Annotated in this window: 25 protein-coding genes; 13 read left to right on the top strand and 12 right to left on the bottom strand. The window is 57.9% G+C overall.

What is annotated here, in order from left to right; genetic code table 11:
- Positions 1-51: 51 nt before the first annotated feature.
- From N438_RS01370 to N438_RS01350, 5 genes are all read right to left on the bottom strand, one after another.
- Positions 52-1,095 carry an alpha/beta hydrolase gene (locus tag N438_RS01370; protein ID WP_023340278.1) on the bottom strand — a complete coding sequence of 348 codons (1,044 nt, stop codon included), beginning with the start codon at positions 1,093-1,095 and terminating at the stop codon, positions 52-54.
- 85 nt (positions 1,096-1,180) lie between these two features.
- Positions 1,181-2,389, bottom strand: coding sequence for an MFS transporter (locus N438_RS01365; protein ID WP_116696031.1), 1,209 nt, complete (start codon positions 2,387-2,389; stop codon positions 1,181-1,183).
- 198 nt (positions 2,390-2,587) lie between these two features.
- A complete protein-coding gene (locus N438_RS01360) occupies positions 2,588-3,325 on the bottom strand; it encodes an SDR family oxidoreductase (RefSeq protein ID WP_032733154.1) in 738 nt (245 codons plus the stop codon).
- Positions 3,326-3,347: 22 nt separating this feature from the next.
- Complete coding sequence (locus tag N438_RS01355; protein WP_116696030.1) at positions 3,348-4,124, bottom strand: carboxymuconolactone decarboxylase family protein; 777 nt, start codon at positions 4,122-4,124, stop codon at positions 3,348-3,350.
- Positions 4,125-4,136: 12 nt separating this feature from the next.
- Positions 4,137-4,595 (bottom strand): cupin domain-containing protein, encoded by a 459-nt coding sequence (locus N438_RS01350; protein ID WP_023340282.1) that lies wholly within the window; start codon positions 4,593-4,595, stop codon positions 4,137-4,139.
- Between the two features lie 178 nt (positions 4,596-4,773).
- Here N438_RS01350 and N438_RS01345 point away from each other — a divergent pair, with 178 nt between their 5' ends.
- Positions 4,774-5,685 carry a LysR family transcriptional regulator gene (locus tag N438_RS01345; RefSeq protein ID WP_032733155.1) on the top strand — a complete coding sequence of 304 codons (912 nt, stop codon included), beginning with the start codon at positions 4,774-4,776 and terminating at the stop codon, positions 5,683-5,685.
- Positions 5,686-5,795: 110 nt separating this feature from the next.
- On the opposite strand, the gene N438_RS01340 is transcribed toward N438_RS01345, so the two are convergent.
- The 5 genes from N438_RS01340 to N438_RS01315 form a co-directional block, all read right to left on the bottom strand.
- Positions 5,796-6,449, bottom strand: coding sequence for a LysE family translocator (locus N438_RS01340; RefSeq protein ID WP_116696029.1), 654 nt, complete (start codon positions 6,447-6,449; stop codon positions 5,796-5,798).
- A gap of 513 nt (positions 6,450-6,962) precedes the next feature.
- The gene (locus tag N438_RS01330; protein ID WP_023322760.1) at positions 6,963-7,952 is read right to left on the bottom strand and encodes a 2OG-Fe(II) oxygenase family protein; all 990 of its coding nucleotides are present in this window, start codon (positions 7,950-7,952) and stop codon (positions 6,963-6,965) included.
- Between the two features lie 20 nt (positions 7,953-7,972).
- Entirely contained in the window at positions 7,973-9,391 is a 1,419-nt protein-coding gene (locus tag N438_RS01325) for an amidohydrolase family protein (RefSeq protein ID WP_023322761.1), read from the bottom strand.
- Between the two features lie 11 nt (positions 9,392-9,402).
- Complete coding sequence (locus N438_RS01320) at positions 9,403-10,392, bottom strand: ABC transporter substrate-binding protein (RefSeq protein ID WP_039103717.1); 990 nt, start codon at positions 10,390-10,392, stop codon at positions 9,403-9,405.
- 296 nt (positions 10,393-10,688) lie between these two features.
- Positions 10,689-11,588: a LysR family transcriptional regulator gene (locus tag N438_RS01315; protein ID WP_004202952.1), complete on the bottom strand. Its 900-nt coding sequence runs from the start codon at positions 11,586-11,588 to the stop codon at positions 10,689-10,691.
- Between the two features lie 207 nt (positions 11,589-11,795).
- Here N438_RS01315 and N438_RS01305 point away from each other — a divergent pair, with 207 nt between their 5' ends.
- From N438_RS01305 to N438_RS01250, 12 genes are all read left to right on the top strand, one after another.
- Positions 11,796-12,764 (top strand): PDR/VanB family oxidoreductase, encoded by a 969-nt coding sequence (locus N438_RS01305; RefSeq protein ID WP_044613184.1) that lies wholly within the window; start codon positions 11,796-11,798, stop codon positions 12,762-12,764.
- Positions 12,765-12,775: 11 nt separating this feature from the next.
- Positions 12,776-14,059, top strand: coding sequence for an amidohydrolase family protein (locus N438_RS01300; RefSeq protein ID WP_022065087.1), 1,284 nt, complete (start codon positions 12,776-12,778; stop codon positions 14,057-14,059).
- Complete coding sequence (locus N438_RS01295; protein WP_022065088.1) at positions 14,049-14,528, top strand: RidA family protein; 480 nt, start codon at positions 14,049-14,051, stop codon at positions 14,526-14,528. The genes N438_RS01300 and N438_RS01295 overlap by 11 nt, the downstream gene beginning before the upstream one ends.
- Complete coding sequence (locus N438_RS01290) at positions 14,525-15,406, top strand: creatininase family protein (RefSeq protein ID WP_016161231.1); 882 nt, start codon at positions 14,525-14,527, stop codon at positions 15,404-15,406. The genes N438_RS01295 and N438_RS01290 overlap by 4 nt, the downstream gene beginning before the upstream one ends.
- A complete protein-coding gene (locus N438_RS01285) occupies positions 15,406-16,389 on the top strand; it encodes an ABC transporter substrate-binding protein (RefSeq protein WP_116696028.1) in 984 nt (327 codons plus the stop codon). The genes N438_RS01290 and N438_RS01285 overlap by 1 nt, the downstream gene beginning before the upstream one ends.
- A complete protein-coding gene (locus N438_RS01280) occupies positions 16,386-17,216 on the top strand; it encodes an ABC transporter ATP-binding protein (RefSeq protein ID WP_004175785.1) in 831 nt (276 codons plus the stop codon). Before N438_RS01285 ends, N438_RS01280 begins: the two co-directional genes overlap by 4 nt.
- 1 nt (position 17,217) lies before the next feature.
- Positions 17,218-18,033 (top strand): ABC transporter permease, encoded by an 816-nt coding sequence (locus N438_RS01275; RefSeq protein WP_004175779.1) that lies wholly within the window; start codon positions 17,218-17,220, stop codon positions 18,031-18,033.
- A gap of 26 nt (positions 18,034-18,059) precedes the next feature.
- On the top strand, positions 18,060-19,481 hold the full coding sequence (locus N438_RS01270) for an FAD-binding oxidoreductase (protein ID WP_165454749.1): 1,422 nt from the start codon (positions 18,060-18,062) through the stop codon (positions 19,479-19,481).
- Between the two features lie 674 nt (positions 19,482-20,155).
- Entirely contained in the window at positions 20,156-21,712 is a 1,557-nt protein-coding gene (locus tag N438_RS01265; protein WP_122533269.1) for a hypothetical protein, read from the top strand.
- Positions 21,709-22,398 carry a hypothetical protein gene (locus N438_RS01260; protein ID WP_022064999.1) on the top strand — a complete coding sequence of 230 codons (690 nt, stop codon included), beginning with the start codon at positions 21,709-21,711 and terminating at the stop codon, positions 22,396-22,398. Before N438_RS01265 ends, N438_RS01260 begins: the two co-directional genes overlap by 4 nt.
- A 10-nt stretch (positions 22,399-22,408) precedes the next feature.
- Positions 22,409-23,344: a peptidoglycan-binding protein gene (locus N438_RS01255; protein WP_064171604.1), complete on the top strand. Its 936-nt coding sequence runs from the start codon at positions 22,409-22,411 to the stop codon at positions 23,342-23,344.
- A 52-nt stretch (positions 23,345-23,396) separates the two neighbouring features.
- On the top strand, positions 23,397-23,876 hold the full coding sequence (locus tag N438_RS01250; RefSeq protein ID WP_096834683.1) for a hypothetical protein: 480 nt from the start codon (positions 23,397-23,399) through the stop codon (positions 23,874-23,876).
- Positions 23,877-24,015: 139 nt separating this feature from the next.
- Here N438_RS01250 and chrA read toward each other — a convergent pair whose 3' ends face one another.
- Both chrA and N438_RS01240 read right to left on the bottom strand, forming a co-directional pair.
- The gene (gene chrA, locus N438_RS01245; protein WP_008804561.1) at positions 24,016-25,383 is read right to left on the bottom strand and encodes a chromate efflux transporter; all 1,368 of its coding nucleotides are present in this window, start codon (positions 25,381-25,383) and stop codon (positions 24,016-24,018) included.
- Complete coding sequence (locus tag N438_RS01240; protein WP_077265579.1) at positions 25,352-26,311, bottom strand: chromate resistance protein ChrB domain-containing protein; 960 nt, start codon at positions 26,309-26,311, stop codon at positions 25,352-25,354. The genes chrA and N438_RS01240 overlap by 32 nt, the downstream gene beginning before the upstream one ends.
- Positions 26,312-26,336 lie beyond the last annotated feature (25 nt).

Below are 26,336 nucleotides of genomic sequence, written 5' to 3'. Positions count from 1 at the left end.
ATTTTTATATTTTCAGGAATAACGGCACTGCAATAGTGCCGTTCAGAAACATTATTTATCTGATTTCAGATTGGTGTTAAAAAATGAGACCAGCTTGTCCCACGGGATGAGTTCAGTGCGGTCATACAGGTCGATACGGTTAGCGCCCTTAATCTCCACAAGCTCCTTCGGCTCTGCGGCCATTTTGTAAGCTGTATCGGTATAGGTGCGGGATGGTGCAGCATCACCCACGACAAAGAGTATTGGTCGCGGTGAAATGGACTCGATATCGATAAACGGATGGAAGTTCATGAATTTCGCATAGGTCGCCGGTGTTGAGCGGCGATCGTTGGATGCCACCTTACCGCGCTCCGTCTGATAAAAGTCATTGGACTCTTTACCTTCGATGAACACCGGATCGTTTTGCCCGGGACCATAAACGGGTTGCCCGGTTTCAGCAGTTTTGTAGCGTTGTTCTGCTGCAATCGCCAGGTCCTTGTTTCTCATTTCCACGGTCCGCTCATGGTTCAGACCGGTACGAAAATATTCGCCCATGTCGTACATGCTGACGGTGGCGAGCGCCCTGATGCGGGGATCCATTTTTGTCGCGGCGATGGCAAAGCCGCCGCTACCGCAGATACCTATCACGCCAATTTTTTCACGGTCCACAAATGCGCGCGTTCCGAGGAAATCAACGGCGGCGCTGAAGTTTTCTGCATAAACATCAGGCAGCACGGCACCACGCGGCGTACCCGCACTCTCACCCCAGAAAGACTGGTCGAAGGACAGCGCAACAAAACCGGCCTCCGCCATTTTGGTTGCGTAGAGGTCAGCAGCCTGCTGTCTTACTGCAGCAAAAGGATGGCCGACAATAAGGGCGTCATATTTTTTACCGGCTTCCATATTGCGGGGAGTAAATAACGTGCCGGTAACTTCCATACCGTAAATATTTTTGAATTTCACGGTTTCAGTCTTCACTTTATCGCTTTTATAGAAATTATCCGCACCGTGGGACATATCCGCCGCGACGGCAGTGTTTACCCCCATACCCAGAGCGACGCTGAGTATCGTCAGTGCGGCCAGGGTTTTTAATTTTCCTTTTGAATGCAATTTCATATTACCTCCTGAATTAAATAACGGTGTTAAGACAAACGGAGTGAACAATCCGGAGAACAATAAACCTCCGGACTGCAGGACCTATTCAGGCCGGATTTTGTTTACTCTGGCCCGCGTGTTTTAACAGCAGGAATGCCACCACAGCGGTTGACAGCACTGCCAGCGCGCCGGCCAGAAATATCGCGTTCAGCCCAAGATGTCCTCCTACCCAGCCGAGCGCAGGACTGCCGATCGCCATCGCCACGTCAAGAAATGCTGTGTAGATCCCCATCACCATGCCGCGGTTCTGGGGCGTTGAACCATTGATGGCTTCAATACCGAGGCCCGGATAAACCAGCGAGTAGCCAAAACCGGCCAACGCGGCTCCGACCGTTGCAATCAGGGACGTACCGGCAAGCCAAATAAGGAACAGACCGGCGGCCTGGACAAGCACAAATATCAGCGCAATACGAGCGCCACCAAAGCGATCTGGCAGATGGCCAGCAACGGTACGGGCAACAATCAGCGCGACGCCAAAGGCGGTGAATGCCATCCAGACGGGCTGCCAGTTCATGGTGCTGTAATACAGTGAGCTGAAGGCCAGGATGGCGCAGTAGCCCGTGCTCGCCAGTGCTGCGCCCAGGCCGGGTAACCAGACCGCGTGCATGACGGAGCCAAAGGATGCTTGTGCGGCATGGGGATGAGGCGGCACGGCGGGCATACGGGCGAGATACGCCAGTACCAGTAGCGGAAGCAGGAACGTCAGCAGTGCGATCGCCTCAAAGCCGAAAGCATCAAATAACAGCGTCCCCACCGGTCCGCCGAGAGCCATAGCGGCAAACATCGCGGTGCCCACCCAGGCGATAACCTTACCTGCGTGCTCTTTATCCACCAGAGCCAGACCCCATGCCACAGCACCGGTAATGACGAAGCTTTCCGCACCGCCCAGGATCGCGCGTCCAGCAAGCAGCACGCTCACCGACACGACAGGAATACTGACCAGCCAGAGCGACACCTGGTACAGTAGCCCTGATACGACAGCTGCGATAAGGCCGACTACTACGCCCTTTTTGGCACCGCGCCTGTCCGAATAGCTCCCGGACCACACCCGGGAAATAAGCGGTGCAGCAAACTGAGCCCCGGCGACCAGGCCCACGATAAACGTCCCGAAGCCCAGGTCATTTTTGACATGCAGCGGCAGGACAGGAAGTGCCACACCGATAATAATAAAGCCGACCAGTACCGCAGCCATTACCGGCATCAGCGCTAAGACGACACCGGCACCGGAGATTGTGTGAGAATGTTTTACAGGCATACAAATCAGCCCCTTACCTTTTAATAAACAGAATGTCGTTTACGTATTTCATTTATAGGGCACGATGTGACCCACAGAAAATTCTGATTTGAGTTTCCTGTCTACAAAGAAGCGTTAATTGATACAGCTCTTTTTATTTCCGGATGATATAAACCATCCGGAAATAAGGCAGACGTCAGCTAACCGCCTGTTGATGGTTTAATAAACCTGCACGGTCGGCCGGAAAAGTATTTCGTTCACATCCACGTCGTCAGGCTGGCTGATAGCAAATGCAACGACCCGCGCAAAAGCCTCTGCCGGGATCGCATTCTCGTAGGTTTTCGACATACCTTTCGCAATATCTTCGTCGGTGATGGTTTTAGTCAGTTCGGTATCTACCGCGCCGGGAGAAACAATAGTTGTGCGGATATTCCAGGGCTTCACTTCCTGACGCAGGCCTTCTGAAATAGCCCGGACGGCCCATTTCGTCCCTGCATATACAGCACCGCCGGGTCCCACCTTGTGTCCGGCTACGGACGATACATTGATAAACTGTCCGGACTTCTGCGCTTTCATATACGGCAATGCGGCGGCAATACCGTAAAGTACGCCCTTAATATTCACGTCGATCATCCGGTTCCATTCGTCCACTTTCAGCTTGTCGAGCATGGAACTCGGCATTAAGCCGGCGTTATTAATAATGACGTCAATACGGCCGTGCAACTCTACCGCCCGGTCAACAAGGGTCTGGACCTGTGCGCGGTCTGTCACGTCGGTGCGCAGTATGGCTCGGGCATCCAGGCCCAGTTCGCCGGCAAGTTGCTCCAGCTTCTCCATACGACGAGCACCCAGGACCACCTTTGCACCCAGCCTCGTCAGGTGTCGGGCTGTTTCTGCTCCCAGGCCGCTGCTGGCACCGGTGATGACGATAATTTTGTTTTCAATACCCTGAGACATACAATCCTCCTGTAAAGGGTGATTATTTTGATTCACGCTGCTCAAACACCGTTTTAAAAACCGGCGCAGCTGAGAAAGCATTGGGCCACCCGGTATAATACGCAAGATGACTCAGTGCGCCCGAAGCCTGCTGCCGGGTCAGGCCGTTATCCATTGCCCGGTTAAGGTGCGGCGGGATTTGCTGTACCTGCCCGTTTGCAATCAGGGCAGACAGGGTCACCAGACTTCTGTCCCGTGGTGCAAGCCCGGGACGCAGCCACAATTCCCGGAAAAGCACGTCGGTGGTGTCGCTGACAAGCCCCGGCGCCGCGCTACCGATGCTCTGTTCCACGCGTGCAGCGCGAGCTACTTCAGCTTTTTCATCGATTGGCAGCAGCGCCTCCTCCGCGCGAGGAAGCTGTTCAACGTTAATTCCTTTTTGCAGGAATATCTCTTTCGTTACCGCTGCGGCCGCAATGGCATTGCCCCAGCCGGCATAGAACGCCAGCTGCGTGATGGTTTCGGAAAGCTCATCCGGCTTAACACCGTTTTTCAGCGCTAGTTCCAGCTGCTCCGGTAAAAGTACGGTCTGATTCCGGGCAATAACCGCTGCAACGGTAACGAGGCTGCGATCGCGTGGCGACAAGTCGTTTCTTTTCCAGAGGTCTCCTGCCAGCCTGGTGCTCGCATAGCGTCCGAGTGCGGGAGATACTGCCTCTATGTCGGTGTCTGACAGCGGGCCCCGCTGTGCCCCCGTTTCTGCAATGGCGCCAGCGGATCCGAGAGAAAGCGCCAGCGCAACTGCCGTCGAAGTTTTCATCTGACCTCCGGATTACTGATACTGTTCGTCGGAGACGGGCTCCTGCCAGTCCACGTTCTTACCGTCCACCATATACGTCATGGCCAGATGGCTCATGGGGGACGTCGCCGTGGCGCCATGCCAGTGGCGAACGGTCGCAGGGATCCAGACGACATCCCCGGGGGCTATATCCTGACGAGCCTTACCTTCTTCCTGAATCCAGCCTTTGCCTGCCGTAACGATCAGCAGCTGCCCGGCGGGATGGGTATGCCAGGCCGTGCGCGCACCCGGGGCGAAATCCACCTGACCCAGATTGGCACGCGTGGACTCGTTTGGCGGCAATAACGGGCTGACAACCGCATGCCCCGAGAAGTTATCGGCCTTGCCGACGACAGAAGGGGTCTGCCCGTTACGACGGATTTCAATACTTTCGGCAAAAACCTGGGTGGCACCCAGTACAGACATAGCGGCTGCAGCAATAATTGCTTTCATCTTTTACCTCGCTGATTACTTTCGGCTAAATGGCGTAGCGGATTACATAAATTCCCTGCAAATGGAAACACCTTTTGTCGGGAGGAATGGTTATTTAGTGAACGAGGAAAGTATATCTGAGGACGTATTAAGTGATTAGATGGTAAAATGAGATTGAAATTATAAGGAGAGCCTCTAAATGGCTGATGATAATCTGAATGCCCTTGCTGCATTTATGGTGGTGGCTAAGGAACAGAATTTCACACGAGCGGCAAAACGTCTGGGTGTTTCACAGTCAGCGCTCAGTCAGACTGTTCGTGTTCTGGAAGCACAACTCGGGATCCGGTTGCTTAACCGAACGACCAGAAGAGTTGTCCCAACTGAAGCTGGGGAACGTTTACTCGCTTCAGTCGGACCTCAGATAGAGGATATTCAGCGGCAGTTAATGGTGCTGAGTGAATTACGTGATAAGCCAGCCGGTACAATACGCCTTACCGCAACAGAATATGCAGCAGAGTCAATACTCTGGCCAGCAGTGTCGCGTCTCGTAAAAAAATACCCCGATATTAAAGTCGAAATTCTTACAGATTATGGGCTGACTGACATCGTAAGAGATCGTTTTGATGCCGGTGTACGTCCCGGAGAAACTATTGCCAAAGACATGATTGCCGTTCGTATTGCGCCAGATATGCGGATGACAGTGGCGGGATCTCCAGATTATTTCAGTAACAGGCATGTGCCCATTACTCCGCAGGAATTGACAGAACACTGTTGTATAAACCTGCGCCTTTCCGGGCATGGAGGACTCTATGCGTGGGAGTTTGAAAAGGACGGGCGAGAGCTGAATGTGCGAGTTGATGGTCAACTGGTTTTCAATACGGGGAGCATGATACTGAAAGCGGCGCTTGAAGGTCGAGGGCTAGCCTATCTACCAGAAGGACAGCTTGAACCCTATATAGCATCAGGGGATCTTGTTCGCGTGCTTGAGGATTGGTGTGAACCTTACTCTGGATATCATCTTTACTATCCAGGCCACCGACAACCCACACCGGCATTTAGGCTGCTAGTTGATGAACTTCGCTATTCAACACGCGAGAATCATCAGAGTTAATCTTTCCTGATAAATGAAGGTCCGCTCTTGGCACGTCGCTGACAATCTGACCAGGATGAAAGTCTGCTTTGAGCGAAGAGCGGACAGTGGCTTTACCCTTTCGGTAAAACTTAACTGGAAGGTTTCGATACGACACCAGACCCGCTAAACAACATGCGGATACCGAGGCCTATCATGACAACGCCTGTAAATCGTTCCTGCCATTTGATAAAGCCTGGGTGTTTACTTAGCCAGTTTCCAAATGTCCCTGATGCCATCGCGACTGACCCCAGGGAAATAATTCCTGCCACCTTCTGGATACTACCCAGAACAAGCAATTGCAGCCAGACAGGACCCGCGGCAGGATCGACAAACTGAGGAAGAAAAGCGAACATGAACAGCAGGGATTTTGGGTTGGTCAGGCTGTTCAGGGCGCCTTCCTTAACGGCACTCCAGTCAGAAATTTTGGCAGTTTTTCGCAGCCGCGTATCTATGCCTGAAGTCGCAATCATTTTTATGCCCAGCCACATCAGATAAGCCGCACCAGCCCACCGTAACAGATCTAGCGCGACTGGGCAGGCATGAACAACGGTTACCAGCCCCAGGACCAGAAATGAAACTTGCACAAAACCCGCTACAAATACATTGCCCAGTACCGTAAGCAGTGCGATACGTCTTCCCTGACCGACGCCTCTGGCAATAGTCAACATCATGTCTGGCCCCGGAGAGATCTCCAGAAGCGTTAGCGCGAGGAGGAAAGTTATAAACGTTTCGATAGAAGGCATCGTGGTGGAGTCCGGAAAAATATTTCCGCTACGTTACCTCAGTCCGATTCGAGCCGAAAGCGGAATGTACTGCAGCGTCAGCTTTTGGCACAGAGCAGACGTTAACACCTACAGCATCGGGAAGCTTCTGAATGCCGCGTCAGCGGCATGGAGGTGCCAGATGAGGTTACATGTGTCTGTGGAGTCACATGGCGCCGAAAGCCCGGTGTAGCCGGTTACCGAGCTATAAATTCGGTCCCCCTGCCCTGGTTAGCCTTAACCCACTAACAGCAATAAAGAAGTTAAGGTAATCCCTTTAACCCCGGTGAGCTGGCTTTACGGCGTTTACGACGTAAAGGACGTGATTTTCAGGGCCTTAACCAAGGTAGCTTGCTGCTGACGCTTAGGGGGATGTTCTTCAGATATTTCAGTGACACCAGGCAACTTAACACGGTAGCTGAAAAGCTCAGCGCCGGATATCCTGCCGCCCGGCCAGCGAAAGCCGGCGGCAGGTATACCATTCAAGAGCGCATCTTACCCTTTGGCGAAATTGGCCTGGATCCGCTGCTGCAGATAATCCTCGGCGCTGATGGGCGGGTACTTCCTCTGCGGCCCGAGGATCTCGACATCTTTATTGGCCTGGCAGAAAAACGCCAGGCTGTAGCGCGGCCCCTGATATTCATGCGGCAGCGGGTTTCTCACCCGGTGGAAGTTAGACGGCAACTGGTCGTCACTCCAGCGCATCAGCATATCGCCGATATTGCAGGTGATCACCTCCTCCCGCGGTTCAATGCTGGTCCACTGCTGGCTTTCGCGGTCTTTACCGGGACAAACCTGCAGGCCGCCCTGACCGGGGCGCTGGAACAGCAGCGTCAGACAGTCAAAATCGGTGTGCGCGCCGGCCCGCCACATCCCCTGCTGCGACTGCTCAGTTGCATAGTAATGCAGCATGCGCAAGGTGCTCTGGTAGGTGTCTCGCTGCGGATCGTGCGCGGTGGTGAAAAACGATTCCGGAAAACCAAGCTTCAAAGCAAAGCAGGAGAGGATCTTCATCCCCAGCTGCCAGCACTGCGATTCAAACCCGAGCATCGTCTGCTTGAATGCTGGCAACTCCCGATCGCTGGGCCAGCGCCCGGCCATCAGCGGCCGGGTGATCTGATACGACTCTTTTTGATCCGGCGTGCGGGTCGATGGCCGGACCTGCGCCTTGCTTTCCCAGCCGGCGTTGCCGGCCAGCGGATACTGGCGCTTCACCTCGTCGGGCAGGTCGAAAAACGCCTCGGTCATGCTGAACGCCTGGCGGATATCCGCCAGCGGAATACCGTGATGGCTGACCTGGAAGAAGCCAATCTCCACCGCCGCCTCCCACAGTTGTTCGGCAATGTCATTTTTTCTTTCGGCAAAGTTCGACAGGTCGATACAGCGCACTTCGCGGGCGAAGGTCTCTTCGCCCTGGGCGCCCATCAGCGCCTCTTTTTCCAGTTCCTGTAAGGCGTAGCGTTGATTCTGAGTGGTTGCGTTCATCGTCATTATCCTGTTATCAGTTAAACAGCGGCGCGCTGCTGGAGGGTACGGACGGCCGCCAGCGCGTCGTGGCGCATCGCGTCAAGGTCGAGACCGGGAATGGCGTCGTCTTCCACGATGGGGCGGCCATTGAGCAGCAGCGCCTTCAGCGCGGCGCGCCCACCGCAGGCCACCGGCCCAATGGCCATATCATGCAGGCCGAAGTAGCGCGGATCGTCCAGCCGGTAAATGGCGAGGTCCGCCTGCATGCCGACCTGCAGGGTGCCGGTCTGCGCTAAGCCAAGGATCTGCGCGCCGCCGGCGCTGCCCCAGCGCACCACATCCTCCACCGTGGCCGCATCGGCTCCCCCCTCGAAGGTGCCCCCGGCGTAGCGCGGCTGCGCCAGCATCCCCTTGCGCGCGCGTTGCAGCAGCCATGCGGCATGGGCTTCGCTTTGCATATCCGCCGCTTCATTGGAGGCAGCGCCGTCCACCCCCAGCGAGACCGGGACCCCGGCCTGCTCCAGCGCCAGCAGATCGGCGATGCCGCTGCCCAGCCGGCCGTTGCTTTGCGGGCAGTGGGCGATGCCGGTTCCGGTGCGGCCCAGCAGGGCAATCTCCTCCGGCAGCAGCTTCACCAGATGGGCAAACCACACGTCATTTCCCAGCCAGTCGTGTTCCGCGCAGAACTGAACCGGCGTCATGGCGAATTTCTGCCGCGCGGCGTCGAGATAATCGACGGTTTCCGATAAATGGCTGTGCAACCGGATCCCCAGCTGGCGGGCCAGCTTCGCCATCTCCCGCAGCTGGGCGCCCGGCGCGGAGTGCAAGACGGTAGTGGGCGCCATCACCACCCGGCGCAGAGAATCGGGCCGGGGGTCGTGATAGCGGCTGACCAGCCGTTCGATATCCGCCATATAGCCGTCGAAGGTTTCCGGACGCAGCGCCACCGGCAGATCCTGCTCCACCGCCCGACCCTGGGTCGCCCCACCCCGGCACAGGACGATGCGCATCCCCAGCGCTTCCCCTTCGCTGAAGACAATCTCCGAGGTATCGAAAGGCATTTCCGGCCAGTACAGGTAGTTGTGATCCGCCACGCTGGCGCAGCCCGAGCGCAGAAGCTCCACCAGGCCGATGCGCACCGCCAGACGAAAGGTATGTTCATCGAAAGCCGCGCGAAAGCGGTACGGCGTGGCGCTCAGCCAGGCCGTCAGGCTCTGGTTCAGCCCCTGCGGCTCGCCCTTCAGCAGCGACTGAAAAAGATGGTGGTGCGTGTTCACCCATGCCGGATAGATCACACAGTCGCGGGCATCGATCTGTCGCTCTTCCGGCAGCGGCGTCAGGCTGCCGATGGCGGCAATCTTGCCGTCGCGGATGCGAATATCCGGCCCGGCCAGCCGCGCCGCCTCTCCGGGCAGACCGCTGAGGATGGCATGGGCATTTTTAATCATTAATGACATGGCGTCGCTCCTCAGGGTTTAACCTGCATGGCCTGAACAAATTCGGTGGTGTAGGCCTGTTTCCAGTCGGTGGCCGCCGCCAGCAGACCGGCGCTGACCATAAAGTCGCGGGTCTTCTGCCAGCGCGCGTCGGTCATCGTCCCCCAGCCCTGGCTGGCGGCATCCCCGCCGTCGATCAGGTGATGCTCACGGATCTGGGTCACGCCCCAGGCGAGCAGATCGTCGGTCATTTTCGGATTGTCCTGCTTAATCAGCGCATTTCCCGGCGCCGGATCCTTGAGATAGCTCACCCAACCCTCCATTGAGGCGCGGACGAACTTCGCCATCGCCGCTTTCCGCTCGGCGATGGTGTCCGGGCGGGCGATAAGGATGCCGCCGTACGGGGGATAGCCGTGCTCGGAAAAGAGGAAGAAGTTCGCCTTCACCCCGGCCTTCTGCACCTGGAACACCTCGGAGCTGACATAGGCCTGCTGGGCGACAGCGTCATCGACGACAAAGGGTTGAATATTGAAGGTATAGGGGCGAACCTGAGCGTCGCTCAGCTGATATTGCGCCTTCAGCCACGGCCACCACGTCGCCTGACCGGAGCTGGAGACCAGAAGCGTTTTGTCTTTCAGCCCCTGCAGGGAGGTGACATCGGCATGGGTCAGCAGCCCCTGGGGATCGTACTGAAAGGGCGCGGCAATGGCCTTTGCCTGGAAGCCGCGCTGAATGCCTTCCAGCAGTTGCAGATCGTAGCCGATGATCACATCGGCCCGCTTCGACAACAGCAACTGCATGCCGTTGACCTGGGGTCCGCCGGAGTGGATCTCGACGTCGAGACCATATTTTTTGTACAGCCCAGTGGCCTGGGCCTGATAATAACCCCCCTGCTCAGCCTGAGCGTACCAGGAGGTCAGCAGAACGATTTTCTCCTCGGCCTGAACGGCCAGCGAGACACCGCCGAGAGCCATCAGGCCCAGCCAGCGAAAGCCCCGGGGAAGGCGTGCACGACTTTTCATTATCCCTCTCCTCTTCATGCCGGGAGAGGGGCGAGCAAACCACGGCTCAGCCTCCCATCCCGGTCAACATTGAACCGCGACATGGTGACTGAGCAATGTCCCGTATGGATAACCCGTACTGACCGCTTCTACTCACACTCAGCTATACAAAAACAATGCCAGATTTGATTGTCCCGCGAGCAGCCGCGATAAATCGCCTGCGCCGCCGCCCACGGGCATGCAACCTTTGATTCATGCACACAAAAAACGCACCATTATGGTGCACTAATGAATGATTTTAGTGCCTGCCCGGTCGCTCACAGCTGACTGAAGAGCATCTCCAGCTGGTTCAACATCATCGAGGCGGCGAGGGAAAGCTGGCGGGCGGGCGAGACGCACAGCGCCAGCGTGAAAGGCTTAAGCTGCGGATCGGTTAGCGGTACAAACGCCAGCTGGCCTGACTCGATCTCATCGAGAATATCCAGCCGGCACAGGATGCCGATGCCCATCTGCTCTTTGATCAGGGTGCGGATCATGTGAATGTTATTCGACACCGCCACCTCCTTCACCTCGTTGCCGCTGATGTTCACCAGCGCCTCCACCGGCTCGCTGATCATCAACGGGGCGGACGGCAGGATAAACGGGTAGTCGATGCACTGACTAAAGCGCACCGCGCTGCGGCTGGCCAGCGGATGGCCGGTCGGCACCACGATACCCATATTCATCTCGGCAAACGCCCGCACCTGCAGTTCGCGGGAGGTCTGGGGATTGAGCATGATACCGAAATCCGCCTCGCCAGAGATCAGCGCCTGCTGAATGTGGATATTGTTGATGGTGGTCAATGTAAAAGAGATGTTGGGATAATGTTTATGCACCTCTTTGAGCATCGTCGAAAAAAAATGCCGGTTAATGGCATCGATGGTAGCGATACGCACATGCCCCCGCCGCAACCCGCGCAGGTCATCCAGCTGTTCGCAGACCCGGGTAAAGTCCTTTTTCCAGTTATTGGCCGCGTGCAGGAGCAGCTCCCCGGCGGCGGTCAGCCGCAGCCCGGTGGGATGGCGCTCGAAGAGCGGCATCGCCAGCTCCTGTTCCACGCGCAAAATCTGGCGGTCGATGGAAGACGCCGACACATGCAGCGCCTCTGACGCTTTACGAAACGATCCCTGACGGGCCACTTCGGTGAAATAGAGCAGAAATCGGGAGAAGGCAAACATGGTTTGGGTGCTCTCTTTTTTGCAACGGGTTGTGCGAATCAAAGCTCTGGACGCAACAGTTTTATCACAATACCGTAGCATTCATAGCGGAGAAACGATCGTTTCACCCATTTTCTTGCACGCCGGACAGTTTACCGCGAAGAGGAGTTATCTCTTCGCCGACCCTGGCCGCCCTGCAGACAGCGGAATGAGGGAGAGTAAACGGTAATGCACAGCCACGATCTTATTTCGGTCTCGGTCGGGGAAATACGCCCCAATGGAGAGGGAAATCTATCATTAATATTGCAGGCGGCGGCCGGGGAAATATTACCGGCCTACTCTGCCGGGGCGCATATCGATATTATTATTCCCGGCGTTGGCCCCCGGCAGTATTCCCTGTGCGGCACGCCTGACCGCAGTAATACTTATGAAATTTGCGTCAGACTGACTGACACCTCCACCGGCGGCTCACGCTATTTGCATCAGCAGCTCAAACCCGGCGATCGGCTCGCCATTTCGCCTCCGCGTAACCATTTTCCCCTGCCGGAGGCCGGGCGCTACCTGCTGTTTGCCGGCGGTATCGGTATCACGCCTTTGCTGGCGATGGCTGAAGCGATTGCCGCCAGAAAGGGGGCGCTGGAGCTGCATTATTATGTCGCCAGCTCGCGCCAGACAGCCTTCTCCCCACGACTGACCCAGCTGGCTGCGGGCGGCACGGTGGCGATCCACTGTAGCGAGGAAGGCGCGTCGTTTCGCCAGCGGATCCCCGCCTGCTTAACCACGCCCGATCCTGATACCGCAGTGGTCGCCTGCGGCCCGGAGGGTTTTATTCAGCGACTGCTGTCGGTCATGGAGGAATATCGCTGGTCGCCGTCGCAATTCGTCTTCGAGCGTTTTACTCCCGCGGCGGAAAATAATACTGCGGCGAAAAATGCGTTTTATATTGAACTGGCCTCCAGCGGGCAGCGCCTGCAGGTCGCCGCGGATCAAACCATTGCTCAGGTATTACAGCACGCCGGCGTGGAGGTGATGCTCTCCTGCGAACAGGGAATGTGCGGCTCCTGTATTACCGGGGTCCTCGACGGGATCCCCGAACACCGGGACAGCGTGCTGACGGCGGAAGAGAAAGCGGGCAACGACCAGATCACGCTCTGCTGTTCGCGGGCGAAATCCCCGGTTCTGGTTTTGGATCTGTGAGGAGACTGACGATGACGTTCCCCTCCTCTTCCGCACCGCTCGCCGGGATCAGCCGCGCCCGACTCCCGGCCTGGGCGCTGCCCGACGGCTGGCCAACGCAGGCCAACGGTGAACCGCTGCTGGCGGACCTGGCCTTTCGCGACGGCCGGATTGCCGCATTGACCCCGACCGACCAGCCGACTCCCGGCCTGTGGGACCTGGCGGGGGCCCTGACGCTCCCCGGCCTGGTGGAACCCCATGCCCATCTGGACAAAACCTTTACCATTGAACGCTGCCGTCCGGCGCAGGCCGGGCTGCTGGCGGCGATCCACGCCATGCACGAGGATCGCCAGCACTGGACCAGGGCGGATATTCAACGTCGGGCGTCCGCCGCGCTGGCCCGGGCGGCAGCAAATGGTGTGACCTATTTGCGTAGCCATATCGACTGGTTTACCGCCGACGCACCGGACGCCTGGCAGGAGATCGCCCGCCTCGATACCGTCGGCATCACCCTGGAGCGGGTGGCGCTGGTCCCGCTGACCCTGTTTCGCGATCCGGCGGACGCCGGGGCCATTGCCCGAACGGTCGCCACCAGCGGGGAGGGCTGCCTGCTGGGCGGCTTCATCCACTCCTCCAACTGGGACGCCGCCGCCATGGCAAACCTGCTGGATAGCGCGGCCCGCTGGGAGCTGGATCTGGATTTGCATATTGATGAGGAGCTCAGCGAAGTGTCTCAGGGGCTGACCTGGCTGGCGGACCATCTCTCCCGCCACCCTTTTCCCGGGCATATCTGCTGCAGCCACGGCTGCGCGCTGGCCGCTGGCAGCGACCAACAGGCGGCGCCGATCCTGCGCCAGCTGGCGGCGCACGGCGTCACGCTTATCGCTCTGCCGATGACCAACCTGCTGCTGCAGGATGCGACGTTCGGTCGCACGCCGCGCCAGCGGGGGATCACGCTGCTGCACGAGGCGCAGGCCGCCGGCGTGGCCACCCTGCTCGGCTGCGACAACGTACAGGATGCCTTCTGCCCGGCGGGGAGCTATGACCCGCTGGACACCCTGGCCTGCGGCCTGTTCAGCGCCCAGCTCAGCGACCTGTTCGACCGGCAGTCGCGGCTGATCTGCGATCGCGCGGCGCTAACCGGTTCGCCGGCAGACGCGGCGCCCTTTGCCATCGGCGCGGCGGCCAGCGTGGTGATTTTCCCGGGTAGCGACCGTTTTACCTGGCCTTTAAACAGCGCCGCCCGTCTGGTGGTTAACCACGGCAGGTTAACCCACCGGCGCGTGTGGCAAGAGGAGATGGCACATGAGCCTTGAAGCAGGCGCGGGGGCGCCGCTGGCGCGGTATGCCGCCTGGCGCAGAGCCGGCGATTTTATCTTTCTCTCCGGCATTATTCCGGTCAATCCCCTGACCGGCACCATCGTCAACGGCTTTCAGGATGTGCCTGAGTCGGTGCGAGAGCTGCTGGGGGCGACCGGTGAATTTTCAACCGATGCGAAACAGGGCCCGATCCTCGCCCAGAGCTGGTACGTCCTGGAAAGCATCCGCCACACCGTGGCGTCCGCAGGAGGGCAGATGAGCGACGTTATCAAGCTGGTGCAGTACTTTCGCAACCTTGACCATTTTCCCTATTACAGCCGGGTCAGAAAGCTGTTTTATCCCGACCAGCCGCCCGTTTCCACCGTGGTCCAGGTCAGCGAAATGCTGCCCGACGCCACGGTATTGATTGAAGTTGAAGCGACCGTCTGGTTACCCCAGCCAATTCACTCCGAGGCACCGCGATGATTAACGGTTACATTCCTGCAGCGCGCTTTCTCCCTTTCCTGAGCTGGACGGACGTGGCCGCCCTGCCGGATAAAAGCAATACGGTTATCGTCCTCCCCACCGGGGCGATCGAACAGCACGGCCCGCATCTGCCCTGCTCGGTGGACAGCGTGATATCTTCCGGCGTGGCGGGCCATGCCCTCGCCCGGCTGCCGGCGGCGATCCCGGCCTACGCCATCCCGCCGATCGTCTACGGTAAGTCCGAGGAGCATCTGCATTTTCCCGGCACCCTGACCCTCAGCGGCGATACGCTGCTGCATACCCTGCTGGAGATCGCCGAATCCCTCTATCGGGCCGGTTTTCGCAAGCTGCTGATGATCAACGGCCACGGCGGCCAGCCGCAGATCCTGCAAATCGCCTGCCGGGAAATGCGCCTGCGCCACGGGGATTTCATCGCCATCCCGCACGATGTGTTCAACGTACCCAACTGCGAAAAACAGTTTCTCAGCCCGCATGAACAGCGGATGGCGATGCACGCCGGACATAGCGAAACGGCGCTGATGCTGGCGCTGGCCCCGGAGTGCGTTCATATGGAGCGGGCGGTCGCCAACTTCCCGCCGGAATTCCCCTGCCCGACCCTGTCGAAAGGCCGCCCGGCGGCGGCGTGGGCGTCCTATGACTTTGGCCCCAGCGGGGTGATTGGCGACCCGACCCCGGCGACGCGGGAGCAAGGCGAAGGGCTTCTCGACTCCCTCGCCGCCAGCTGGGCGCAAGCGATCATCGAGATCCACCGCATGGCCTGGGTCGAACGTCACGAACCGACCTGGGGCAAACAGCACTGGCACGGCTTTGTGCAGTCCCTACCCCCCTCTTTCGCTGCTGAATCCAAGGAGCCCTGATGAATACCAGACCGACGCCCGTTTTTACCCTGCTGACCGTGGCCGCCCTCGCGACCTCAGCCTCCTGCTTCGCGGCGGAGAAGTTTACGTTTCTCACCAACTGGTATGCCCAGGCCGAGCACGGCGGGTTTTACCAGGCCCAGGCCACCGGGCTGTATCAGCACGCCGGTCTCGATGTCGAGATTAAAATGGGCGGCCCGCAGATCAACGTCATGCAGTTGATGGCGGCCGGTCAGGCCGATTGTACCCTTGGCGACAACGGTCAGGCGCTGGAGACCTGGCAGGCCGGGGTGCATGCGGTGACCGTCGCTACCGTGTTCCAGCACTCGCCGACGGTGTTTATCACTCATAACAAAGTGGAGAACCCGGCGGAGCTTAAAGACAAAACCTTCCTGCTCGCTACCGAGGCCTATACCTCTTTCTGGCCGTGGGCGAAGAGCGAGCTGGGTCTGGCTGGCAGCAAAGTGCGCCCCTATACCTTTAACGTTCAGCCGTTCCTCGCCGATAAAAACCTGGTGCAGCAGGGCTACGTGACCTCCGAGCCGTTCTCCGTCGCCAAAGGCGGGCAGCCGTTCTATGTCTATCCGCTCAGCGACTGGGGATATCCGCCCTACGGCAACTCGATTATCTGTATGGCCGACACCATCCGCAAACGTCCGGCGGCGGTGGCGTCCTTCGTCAAAGCCTCCATGGAGGGCTGGAAAAGCTACCTGCAGGATCCCACCCCCGGCAACAGTCTGATCGCTAAAGCAAATCCGCAAATGAGCGCCGAGCAGATCGCCTTTGGTATTGCCCAGATGAAGCAGTACCAGCTGGTGACCGGCGGCGATGCCAAGACCGGCGGCATCGGCATCATCACCGAGCCGCGGCTGAAGAAAACCTGGGACATGCTGGTGAAAAACAAACTGATCGACGCCAGCAAGGTGCCGTTTGAGCAGACTTACACCCTGGAGATGGTCAAAGACGCCGGAGTGATGCCATGAATACCGCCCCGAAACTGACCGTGATGAGCGACACCCGCTTTACGCCCGCCTCTGCCACCCCGGCCATCGAGGTGCTGTCGGCGGAGAAGATCTACAGCAATGGTACCCGGGCGCTGCTGCCCGTTAACCTGACCATCAATCAGGGGGAGTTTATTACCCTGCTCGGCCCGTCCGGCTGCGGGAAGAGTACGCTGCTGAAGATGGTCGCCGGCCTGGTGGAGCCCAGCGACGGCAAGCTGATGCTGTGGCGGCGCGATAGCCGGGAGAAAGCCCAGCATCCGCTCTCGTTCGTCTTCCAGGAAGCCACCCTGATGCCGTGGAGCAGCGTGCGCAATAACGTCAGGCTGCCGCTGGATCTGGCCGGCGTGCCGCGCGCGGAAGGTAATACCCGGGTGAGTGAAGTCCTTGAACTGGTGGGGCTGGGCAAATTCGCCGACGTCCTGCCGCGCGAACTCTCCGGCGGCATGCAAATGCGCGTCTCCATCGCCCGCGGCCTGGTCACCCGGCCAAAGCTGCTGCTGATGGATGAGCCCTTCGGCGCGCTCGATGAAATTACGCGTAACAAACTCGACAGCGACCTGTTGCGTCTCTGGCAGGAGCAGAACCTGACGGTGGTGTTCGTCACCCACTCGATCCACGAAGCGGTGTTTCTCTCACAGCGGGTGATCATGATGGCGGCCCGTCCCGGACGGGTGGTCGAAGATATCGCCATCCGGGAGCCGTTCCCGCGCAGCGAGGCGTTCCGCGTCAGTCCGGCCTTTTCCCTGTATGCCCGTCAGCTGCAGGACAGTCTGTTGCAGGCCAGCCAGTCCGGTATGGAGTCATAATATGAAAAACACAACCTCAACGCCGTGGGTCCAGCATCCGCGTTTTCTCAAAATTCTCTATCCGACCCTCGTCGCGGTGGCGGTGGTGCTCCTGTGGCAGGGCGCGGTGAGCTATTTTCGCATCCCGGCCTTTCTGGTGCCGTCGCCGCTGGTGATGCTGGAAAGCCTGTGGACGCATCTCACGCCGCTGCTGCTGGCGCTGCTGTTCACCCTCAAGATCACCCTGATCTCGTTTCTGCTGTCGATTGTCATTGGCGCCGCGGTGGCGTTTATCCTGGTGCAGAACCGCTTTGTGGAAACCGCCCTGTTTCCCTACATCGTGTTTTTGCAGGTGACGCCGATTGTCGCCATCGCCCCACTGATCATCATCTGGGTGAAGGATGCCACGCTCTCGCTGGTGGTATGCGCCACCCTGATGGCGGTGTTTCCCATCATCTCCAATACCACTCAGGGCCTGCGCAGCGTCTCCCCCGGCCTGCTGAGCTATTTTCGCCTCAATCACGCCAGCCGCTGGCAAACGCTGGTGCGGCTGCGTATCCCCTCGGCGCTGCCCTATTTCTTCGGCGCGCTGCGTATTTCCAGTGGGCTGTCGCTGATTGGCGCGGTGGTGGCGGAGTTTGTCGCCGGGACCGGCGGGACCAATACCGGTCTGGCCTATCAGATCCTGCAGGCTGGCTACCAGCTGGATATTCCGCTGATGTTTGCCGCGCTGCTGCTGATCTCTCTCGCCGGGATCGCGCTGTTTGGCGTGATGTCCTGGGTTTCGCGCCGGGCGCTCAGCGCATGGCATGAAAGCGAAGCCGTGCAATCTCATTAATGTTTTGCTGACGAACAGGAAGAAAAATGATGACTGATGAGCAGCGTCAACACGCGGTCGCGGCGATCCAGCAGGCACTCCCGACGCTGGAGTGGACCTTACAGCCGGCGAAGATCAAACGGCTTTCCCGCGATTTTCACTGGTTCAGTCCGGTACTCACTGAGCAACTGGCGGGGAAACAGGCGGACGCGGTGGTTCGCCCACGCGACGAAGAGGAGCTGCGCCAGCTGGTCGCCGCCTGCGCGCAGCACCAGCTGCCGCTGACGCTGCGCGGCAGCGCCACCGGCAACTATGGCCAACTGGTCCCCCTCGAAGGCGGGCTGCTGGTGGATATGACCGGACTCAACCAGATCGTCGCCCTCGGCAACGGCACGGTGCGCGCCCAGGCCGGCATTCGTCTGGCAGACATCGAAACCGCCGCCCGCCCAACGGGATGGGAGCTGCGCTGCATGCCGTCGACCTACCGCCTGGCGAGCCTGGGCGGCCTCTACGGCGGCGGGTTCGGCGGCATCGGCTCCATCAACTATGGGCCGCTGGCGGCGCCCGGCAATGTGCTCAGCGTCAAAGTGATGACCGTCGAGCCGGTCCCCCGCGTACTGACCATCCCGGCTCCCGAAGCGCTGCTGCTGCATCACGCCTACGGCACCAACGGCATTATCCTGGAGGTTGAGCTGGCGCTGGCGCCCGTGCACCAGTGGATTGAACGCCTGGACGTGTTTGACGATTTCGCCGATGCGCTGAACTATGCCAACGCCTGCGTCCGTTCGCCGGGGCTGGTAAAACGTCAGGTCGCGCTGCTGGCCACGCCGATCGCCGACTACTTTAGCCACCTCAACGATCGTTACCGCACCGGGCAGCATGCGGTTATCAGCCTGATCGCCGAGGAGAGCGAAGGACTCTGCGCCAGCCTGTTACAGCGCCATCGCGGGAGCAACGCCATCCGTCAGGCCAGCGACGAGGCCCGGACGCAAAACGCCTCGTTAATGGAATACTGCTGGAACCACACCACCCTGCATGCGCTCAAGGTGGACAATACGCTGACTTATCTCCAGACGGCGTTTGATCCGCTGCGCTATCCGCAGCAAATTTTACAGATGGAGCAGCACTTCGCCGGGGAGGTGATTTCCCATATTGAATTCCTGCGCGATATCGAAGGCAACCTCACCGCCAGCGGTCTGCAGCTAGTGCGCTATACCACGCCCGCGCGGCTCAACACCATCATGCAGATATTTCGCGACAACGACGTCAAGATTAACAACCCCCACGTGCTGCAGGTTGAGGACGGCAAACAGGGCGTGATTCGCCCCGACGTCGTGGCGGTGAAACAGTCTCTCGACCCGGCGGGATTGCTTAACCCCGGCAAGCTGCGCGGCTGGGCGCTGCGCGACCAGCTGGAACTGGACAGCAACCCGCTGGCGCGAGCCACCCGCGAAAGCCCCACGACCTGAGCGTCCCATTCCGGGGCGCGCTAACCGGTCGCTGGCCCGCTTCTCTTCCTCCTGCCCGCGCGGCGAGTTTTTTTACGCCACTCATTCATATGAATGAGTGGCGTCTCTGTTTCCTCCGTTATACTCATCAAAAAAGCGACGATAAATTTATTATCACGGGTTAATTCCGCGGATAGATATGCTTGTTCTGACCATTATTTTTTATCGGACTCACTAAAAATCACTGGTGAATATGATGAAGAAAATCACACACAGCGCAGTCATTTTTTATTTGCATTACCTCCACCACTATTTTTATTGGTGGAGAATTTTTTTCATCATGATTAATAAAAAACAAATAAACATGAAAAACTTATAAATTACAGCTCAGTCATGACGTATTCAAAGGCATTATGTCTTTTGCACATAATGAACTTTTATAGCCATAGATAGTGTTTATATTTGGCGATTAGAGAATACAGGAAAAATGTAGCCACCACCGTTATTTTTTACTCATATTGATCTCGCGACAACAAGCATTGGCATCCCGCCCATCAATTAATCTGGCTTGCGATAACGGAGGTGAATGATCACTAAAACCTATAGCATTGAAAAACATAATAATTATTTGCGTTAATTCAGGATGCCTCATTATGACGTCCTGCCAATATCGGCCCCACATCGATGAGGTGACTATGGCTAATCAATCAGAAATAAACTGGGCAAGGATTTGTAAACTCCCACTGCAAATTGTGATGATGGGTATATCGATATTTATCGTTGCCAAGCTTTTTACTTATCTCGGTTTACACCCCATTTCCTGGCCCTCGAAAGAGACTGGCAGCGGGTTCAAGGCCTTTATTGCCCTCATCGTTTTCTTAGTCGGCACAGGTATGGTGTCTTTTCTCTGGTGGCTATCTTCTCGGTATTTTAGGCTGCTGGGTTGCGCCGGGGAAAATATCGATAAGGTGGCGCAACTCAAAGACCTGCCCATGGGGCTGCCTGAAGGCACAGTTCGGGCTGTTTTAGCGCTGATCGTGGCCGTTGTGGGCCTGCCTCTGTTGCTATTCAGTTCTCAACTGGGCACCACCCCGGAGATTGCCGGGTATCTCAATGGCATTATTACCGGCGTTTTTGGCTATTACTTTGGCACCCGGGCGGCAGCTTCAACGGCTACGACAAATAATAATAGCGTCGCCAGTGCACAGCAAGCGGCGCAAGAGCAAACCAGGCAAGCGGAGAGAGCGCAAAATGATGCCGACCAGAAAATGCAGCTTGCCGAAAAAATACAAAGTACGGCAGATGTCGATCCCCTGCTCGATAAGGCGCAACGGCAGTTAGCCTTAGCGAAGGCATTACTGGCAATGCTCCCACAGACTAACTCATTGCCTACTGGACTGGGAGATGTTCTACCCGGAGACCTGAACAATACTATTACCCGCGCAGAGAGCATTATTAATGCCTTGCGTAATCTCAGTAAGAAAGACGTCACGCCCGATCAACTAGACGAACTCAATCAAGTCGTCAATATCCTGACCGGCGCCACTTCACCATTGAGTGTCCTTTTAAACAAAGCGGCACCCTTAGTGGCACCGGCCATGCCGGCATTAGGCCCCATCGCGGGGATCGTGATGCTGCTGGGTGTCGGCGCTAAACTGGGTTCCGATCAGTTCAAGCGCTGGCGCGCTCGCGTACTGGCAGCCCCGCTGGCCCAAGGGCTGGTTGAAAGCGGGACACTCACCCTCCCCCTGACCCGTGCCGCCCTGGAGAACGCCCCAGCAGCCATCCCCTTTTTTGCCGCACGGCCACCGGCAGAGGTGGATAGCGTCCTGGCGAATGTGCTGGCAGCCGACGATCCTGTGTCTGTGCTCAATGAGGCCTATGGGCCCAACGGAAACGTCGCTGCTGACATCGTCCATGACGGCGAGCAAGCCACATCTATCGTTACCGCACTGCAGCAATCTCTCCTCGCACTCTATGGCAAGGGTGACATTACGGAAGAGATCGCCAGCAAAGTGCGCGCAAGCCTGACATCCCCGGCGTCTCAAGCCTTGTGCGCCGCCAGCGCAGCGTTGAACAATTTGAGTGCTACGGACATCAATCAACTTATCAATCTGGTCTCTGGTGTTTCAAGCATGGTCGCCAATCCCGCAGACAGCAGGGCTGCATTCGACCTGCTGATCATGCTTGTCGATGCTGCACGCCGGGCGAACGTCGACTTTGTCCAGGCCATTGCGGATCTCAAGTTATGAAGCTGATGCAACGTTACATCAACCTGGCCAGCTTGCTATGCCTGCTGACTGCCTGTGCCACCATGCAACTGGCCCACATGAAACAGTTGCAAAACAACGAGCAGTACGACGCAATCATTGCGGAAACACCAGCGACGTCCTGCAACGATCCCTCTCAGAGTAGCGAAGTCTGTCGGCAGTTCTACGCAATTCGGGGCCATGCCTACCTCAAACTCGCGATGAATGAGTCTCAGGCGGGGGCTCGCTGTCCAATGCCGACCCCATCGGCCCGGGCCAATATGGACAATGCGGTAAACGATTATGCGCTTGCATCTTCTGCCGCCGCCAGAGGCAGCGAAGATGAGACACATCTGATAGAAAACCAGGTCCTTGCTTTGACCTGCTCAGCCCCCTTTAAGCAACCCGCTGAGGCGGTGGCAATGACACGTGAAGCCGTGGCAAAACTGGACCAGTTACCGCCGAATCCATCCCGCGCGCTTACCACCAGTAATGCATTCCTCAGTCTGGCTCAGCGTACCGACCTGCCTCAGGCCGAGCGCTGTCAGGCCGCCCGTGATGCCCGAATACGCGCCCTGGGCGGTCTGAAGGGGCAACCGCCAGCCACGGGCGAGATAGCAATACGTCTCCAGCAGACCGTCAATGCCGCTGCCATCGGTGGCCCAGGTCTTCCCTCCACCTGTGTATAAGGTTGATACCATGAGCGAACCACGTGACCTGTTTTATTGTTTTCCGCTGATGCGGGGTGAAGATGTACGTGCCGTACAAAAGGCGCTGACCACGCTCGGAGTGCAACCCCCTTGTGGAACTTCGGACGGTATTTTTGGCAATGCCACTCGGCTTTCAGTTGAAGCCTTCCAGCGTAGCGTACACGATTTAATTGTCGATGGCGTAGTGGGCAGGTTGACCCACGATGCGTTATTCGGCAAGGCAATAGCGGCGTTTCCTGAGCCGAAAACCGGGATAGCACCGGCTCAGTGGTCCCCCCCGGACGTCTCTTCGTTGATACGCTCAACGGCTTCAAAACCGCCTCTCCGTCGTGACCAGGCCCTTCAGTGCCGTGACTGGTTAATGCAACACTTTGGTTCCGAGATAGAGAAGGCCGTATCTGGCACCCCTTTCGATGCTTTGCTGATTTGTGCTATCGCCGCCAAGGAAACCGCCCCGATATGGCTCAACTGGATAAATCAGATGAGTGCCGACGAAATTGTTGCCCGCTGTGTTTTTGATGCCAGCGGTGACGCCCCAGGCACCAGCCGTAACGCGTTTCCTGCAAATACCGCCATTTTTCGTAAGAAGTATGGCGATCAAGTCACCGCTGAGTTTATCGATGAGGCAAACCGTACCAGAGCGCTCAGAAAGATGGGACCTAAGGATTGGGTCTATAAAGGTTACGGAATATTCCAGTACGACTTGCAGCACATTTTGACAGACCCCAGCTTTTTCCTGAACAAGCAATGGCGAGATTTCCCAAGTTGTCTGGCGCGGGTGATGAGTGAATTAAAACTCAAACGCCAGTCCGCCGGTGGGGATTTACGCGAGACGATCCGCCTCTATAACGGCAAGGGCGAACGGGCACAAATCTATGCAGACCATGTCCTTTTTATGTACGACTGGATGAAGAAAAACTCGTAGCAGCTATCTCTATATTCACGATTACACCAACCAATATGATGAGGATAAGACCATGCCTAATGGTAACGACTTGATAGAAACAGCAAGAAGTCAGCTTAATGTCAAAGAGCAGCCGCTTAACAGCAATTCTGGCCCGATGGTAGATACCTATCTCAAATCGGCGGGCAGCGCACCCGGCTCGCCATGGTGTATGGCTTTTGTCTACTGGTGTAGCTGGCAGGCTGGCATTCCCGGCCTGCCTAAAACCGCCAGCGTAGACACATTTTTTCAGAAGTCATTAGCACTCGGGAAAATAATAGCCATTTCTGACATTGCCGTTGGCGATATTGTTTTAAGAGTTGATTATCCCGTCCAGGCTAATGGTCAAAAGCCAGGAGATCATGCCGGCATTTACACAGGTATAGTTAATGGGGTGCCACAATATATCTCGGGGAATACGGTCTCCGGCAAGGATTCAAAAAATGATGGAACCAGCTCCTATGTCGACGAACATCAAATGAAGCATTTTAATTACGCCGCCCGATTTTGGTGATGAGGTTATTCAGTGGGAGATATTTAGCATGCTTTGAAAAATAAAGACATTGTCACCCATCCGGCCAGGGCCTGCTCAGGCACTGGCCTCCCTCCCCAATCCCCCATCTGTCCACGTTTCTCTCAACCCAACGCCGACCTTATCCTGCGCCGGACAGTCCCGCCATATGGACGATAAGCCCCACCGCAGCGGCGGCGGCCAGTACCCAGGTCAGCTTCCACTTATAACGAAACAGCAGCCCGGCGGCGCCCAGGGCAATGGCCGCAGACCACGGGTCGAAACCGGATGGTCCCCAGACGCTATGCCAGATAAAAAACAGCGCCAGATTCAGGATAACGCCCACCACCGCGGCGGTGATGGCGGTCAACGGCGCGGTAAATCCCACCTTATTATGGGTCGTTTCAATAAACGGCCCGCCGGTGAGAATAAAGATGAACGAGGGCAAAAAGGTAAACCATGTCACCAGGCACGCCGCCGCGATGCCCCCCAGCAGCACATCATCGACGCCCAACACCGCTTTGGTGTAGCCGCCGACAAACCCGACAAAGGTCACCACCATGATCAACGGTCCGGGGGTCGACTCCCCAAGAGCGAGGCCGTCCATCATCTGCCCTGCCGTCAGCCAGCCATAGTGGGTCACCGCCCCCTGGTAAACATAAGGTAGGACGGCATATGCCCCGCCAAAGGTCATCAGCGCGGCTTTGGTAAAGAACCAGCTCATCTGGGTCAGCGGATGCGCCCAGCCCAGCATTAGCGTCAGGGCGGCCATCGGCACCAGCCACAGCAGCATTCCGGCGATCAGCACCCGTGAGGTGCGCCGCCAGCTGAAAATGGCATGGGCCGGAATCGGCGTCGTGTCATCAATGATGGCGGCTCCGCCAGGGTGACTCTGCGCACGGTGGGCGTCCGCTTTGCCGAACGTCGTCGACGCCAACCGTCCGCCGATAAAACCCACCAGTGCCGCGGCGAGGACGATCAGCGGAAAAGGAACGTTCAGCGCAAAAATAGCGACAAAAGCAGCGGCCGCGATGGCCCAGTAGGCGCCATTTTTCAGCGCCCGCGAGCCGATGCGGTGCGCCGCCTGCAATACTATCGCCGCTACGGCGGGTTTGATGCCATAAAAGATCCCCGCCACCACGGCGACATCCCCCCAGACGAGATAGATCCACGCCAGGGCGATGAGTAACACCAGCGAGGGCAAAATAAACAGCACCCCGGCGATGACGCCTCCCCAGGTTTTATGCATCAGCCAGCCGATATAGGTCGCCAGCTGCTGGGCCTCCGGGCCGGGCAGGACCATACAAAAATTGAGCGCATGCAGGAATCGCCCTTCCGATATCCAGCGTCGGTTATCCACCAACTCCTGGTGCATCATGGCGATCTGCCCGGCAGGCCCGCCGAAGCTGATGAAGCCAAGCTTGAGCCAAAAGCGAAATGCCTGCCAGAAGGAGACGGAAGCGACGACGGAAGGACTGTCACTCTGCGGAAGAACGACCGTTTTGCTCATGATTGCCAGACCTCATTTCACAGGACCTCAGTAAGCCGTCGAACAGCGAGCAAGCTGCCGCCAGCAGTTGGTCATCGTCCGTAATGGTTTCCCGCAGCCCTGCAAGAATGCTTTCTACCCCCGCCGCCTCCGGGGTCGGTACCCCACCGACGTCCAGGAAGTGGATCAACCGTCCCAGACTGTCGGGGATCACCGCGTCCAGCGCAAAACGCCGGACCAGTACTTCGAAGGTCACCAGCGTGCCGACATGGCTGAATGGCGCGCCGTCAAAATCAAAACCGACTGCTGTCGCCGGACAGTCCTCAGGCGCGGCCAGCCACAGGAATAGCGCCTCGTCGTCAATAAAGCGCCGGATAAGCCAGGCGCTGGCCAGACGATCGACCCACGGGCGTCGGCGGGTGGCCCACAGCCGGCCGCGAAAGGCGCCTCTGTCCAGCAGGCTCAGTTCGCCCGCCACCGACTGCGGCTCGTTCGGCGATAGCCGCTGATTAATGACCTGCTCGATAGTGGCCAGTCGCTCAGCGGCTTGCTCCCGGGCGGCCCCCGGAAAGAAATCAATGGCCTCGATCCGCCGGTAGTCACGCTGAATTTTACGCAGTTGTTTGAGCTGAGCCGCCAGTTCGTCGTTGGATAACGTCCCCTGCAGCGCCTGCAGATCCTGCAACAGCGCGTCGTACTGTTCACGACGATCGAATAGCGGCCTGAGCGCCTCTTCTTCCGCCGCCTCAATCGTGAAAACATACCCGGTCCCCCCTTCCGCGCGGATCGCCTGGCAGGTGCTGAGGAAAGTGTCATAGCCCTGGCGCACGTCGGGCAGCAGATAGACCCCATCGCGCAGGACCGCTGCCCCGCTCTGCTTCAGGGTTCGCCAGACACGCATGCGCAGCGTGGCTTGAGACGTTGTCAGGTTAAGGATCAAGAGATGCATTGTCATGTTGTAGAGATTACTACAG

Origin of the sequence: Klebsiella sp. GL120222-02 (assembly GCF_003097195.1) — a bacterium.
In the GTDB taxonomy this organism is placed as follows: domain Bacteria; phylum Pseudomonadota; class Gammaproteobacteria; order Enterobacterales; family Enterobacteriaceae; genus Klebsiella; species Klebsiella variicola.
This window is presented reverse-complemented; position numbering and strand designations above follow the sequence as displayed.